Here is a 2,617-nt window from a genome sequence, read left to right as displayed (position 1 = left end):
GTGTTAATGTACCCATGGTCATTTCTGGGAAAAATATTACACGGATTAATGCTATTGAAGATGCGTTGATAAATACTACAGATTTATTTGCAACTATTGCCAATCTCAGTGAAATAGAAATAACAGAAATAAACGATAGTAGTAGCTTTAAAAACCTCCTAACTACTTCCAATACTGATGAAAGAGATTATATTTATGCTGAAGTAGGGCTTGAAACTGGAGGTTCAAATTTTACCATAAGAAATGCTACACATAAATACATTTCCTTTGAAAATGGTTCTGAAGCGCTTTATAATTTAATCGATAATCCTTTAGAAAACCCAAACCTCTTAAATGTAAATCAATTACCGTTAAGTGTTTCTGACAGTGTCATAAAAGACGTATTGACAACTAAATTAACAGAAATAAGGCAATAAATTTTACTCTGAATTATCATTTTCATGTGCTTCTAAATCCTTGGTCAAATCTAATTTTCTAAATGAAGGGGAAACTATTCCAGTGGTAACAACCGTAATCAAAGTCATTGTGCCACCAAAAACAACCGCAGTGACAGTTCCCATAAGTTTCGCTGTCAATCCGCTTTCAAAAGCACCAAGTTCGTTAGATGAACCCACAAACATTGAGTTCACCGAAGACACGCGTCCACGCATATGATCTGGAGTTTTAAGTTGTAAAATGGTTTGACGAATTACCATAGATACCCCATCAGTCACACCACTAAAGAACAACGCCACTACCGAAATCCAGAATATTGATGATAATCCAAAAACAATGATGCAAACACCAAATCCAAATATCGCTGCTAGCAGTTTCATCCCCGCATTTTTACTAATTGGCAAATAGGCGGTAATCAGCATTGTTAAAAATGCTCCAACAGACGGTGCTGCAACTAAAATCCCAAAACCCTTTGGGCCAACCTTCAATATATCTTCAGCAAAGACGGCTAATAGTGCTACAGCTCCGCCAAATAACACAGAAACCATATCTAAAGTTAAGGCTCCTAAAATAGCCTTGGTTTTAAAAACAAATTTCACCCCTTCTTTTAAGCTCTGCATTACAGGCTCACCAATTTTAGGGTTAAGAATTGGTTTCTTTTTTATTTTAAATAAAACGATAAATGAAACTAAGACAAGTCCAAAAATAATGCATAAAGACCAATGCACTCCAATCCAATTTATTGAAAACCCTGCAAAAGCTATTCCCAATACACGAGCCATTTGCCAAGTAGAACTACTCCAAGTAGCAGCATTTGGATAAACTTTTTTTGGAACGATTAAGGCAATCAATGAAAAAATTGTCGGTCCAAAAAATGAACGTAAAAACCCTCCAAAAAACACCAAACCATATATACCATATAAAATATTGTCTTTAGTCCAGGATTGACTAATTTCATCAGAGGTTAACCAAAAAAGGCCAAAACTAATTAAAGAAAAAGCGGCTATACAAAGCGCTAAAAGATTTCTTTTTTCTCGCTGATCTACAATGTGGCCAGCAAATAAAGCCATGCCTAAAGCTGGAATAATTTCCATTAACCCAATTAAACCTAAATATAATGGGTCGCCTGTCATTGCATATACTTGCCACTCAATAACAATAAATTGCATTGACCAGCCAAAAACCAGAGCAAACCTCATCACTAAAAAGATATTGAATTCTTTAAAACGTAAAGCTGCGTAAGGGTCGTTTTTTGCCATATGATAATACTATTGCACTTTTATATCCCTCAATTTCAATTGTAAACTCACCTTTCCATTCCAATGATTCTCATCAATGGTATATGCCGATTTAAACTGCTTTCTGTTTGAAACTAAATCTATTTTATCGCCCAAACCAAAACCGATACAGACTATTTTATCTGCATCTGGTTGTGTAACCGTGATTCGTAAATGTTTATCATCTTCCCCAACACATTTTCCATAGCCTGTGTCCTTTAAATTTTCAGTCATAAAAACAGGAGTCATATTTCCTGGGCCAAAAGGAGCAAACTGTTTAAGTATTCTATGAAATTTTGGTGTTATATCCTTTAAATCGATTTGAGCATCAACTTTAATTTCGGGCGTGAGTAAATTTTTATCAATAGTTTTTGAAACGACTTCTTCGAAAGCATGTTTAAAAGCTTCATAGTTTTCTTCTGCAAGTGTTAATCCCGCCGCATATTTATGGCCTCCAAATTGTTCAATATGTTCTGAACAGGCCTCTAAAGCATTATAGACATCAAAGCCACTTACTGATCGAGCAGAAGCTGCCAATTTATCTCCGCTCTTAGTGAATACCAATGTGGGTCTGTAATAGGTTTCAATTAATCGAGAAGCCACAATACCAATAACCCCTTTATGCCAAGTTTCATGGTAAACAACAGAAGAAAAACGTTCCTGTTCTTTTTGTTCTTCAATTTGCTTAAGAGCTTCTTCTGTAATTCGTTTATCTGCTTCACGTCTATCAGTGTTAAAGGCTTCAATCTCTGCAGCATATTCTTCTTCTCCCTCCCCCTCTTTTTCTTTTCCTCCCCTCCCCCCCCCCCCCCCCCCCCCCCCCCCCCCCCCCCCCCCCCCCCCCCTCCCCCCCCCCCCCCCCCCCCCCCCCCCCCCCCCCCCCCCCCCCCCCCCCCCCCCCCCCC

General features: G+C 38.2%; 2 protein-coding genes and 1 pseudogene. 1 reads left to right on the top strand and 2 read right to left on the bottom strand.

Going from position 1 to position 2,617, the window contains the following annotated elements; translation table 11 throughout:
• A pseudogene (locus ACR2MV_RS15905) lies at window positions 1-416 on the top strand (sulfatase-like hydrolase/transferase); the annotation flags it as partial.
• A gap of 3 nt (window positions 417-419) precedes the next feature.
• On the opposite strand, the gene ACR2MV_RS15900 reads toward ACR2MV_RS15905, so the two are convergent.
• Window positions 420-1,694, bottom strand: coding sequence for an MFS transporter (locus ACR2MV_RS15900; RefSeq protein WP_434023215.1), 1,275 nt, complete (start codon window positions 1,692-1,694; stop codon window positions 420-422).
• 9 nt (window positions 1,695-1,703) lie between these two features.
• A partial coding sequence (locus ACR2MV_RS15895) for a single-stranded-DNA-specific exonuclease RecJ (RefSeq protein WP_434023214.1) occupies window positions 1,704-2,617 on the bottom strand: 914 nt, incomplete at its 5' end.

Origin of the sequence: Lutimonas sp. (genome assembly GCF_051011215.1) — a bacterium.
In the GTDB taxonomy this organism is placed as follows: Bacteria; Bacteroidota; Bacteroidia; order Flavobacteriales; family Flavobacteriaceae; genus Lutimonas.
The sequence above is the reverse complement of the archived record's forward strand: the minus strand, read 5'-3'. Positions and strand labels throughout refer to the sequence as shown.

Bases quoted from the DNA above. Each gene is read 5' to 3' on its own strand.
- ACR2MV_RS15900 (WP_434023215.1), bottom strand. From the start codon at position 1,694: ATGGCAAAAAACGACCCTTACGCAGCTTTACGTTTTAAAGAATTCAAT.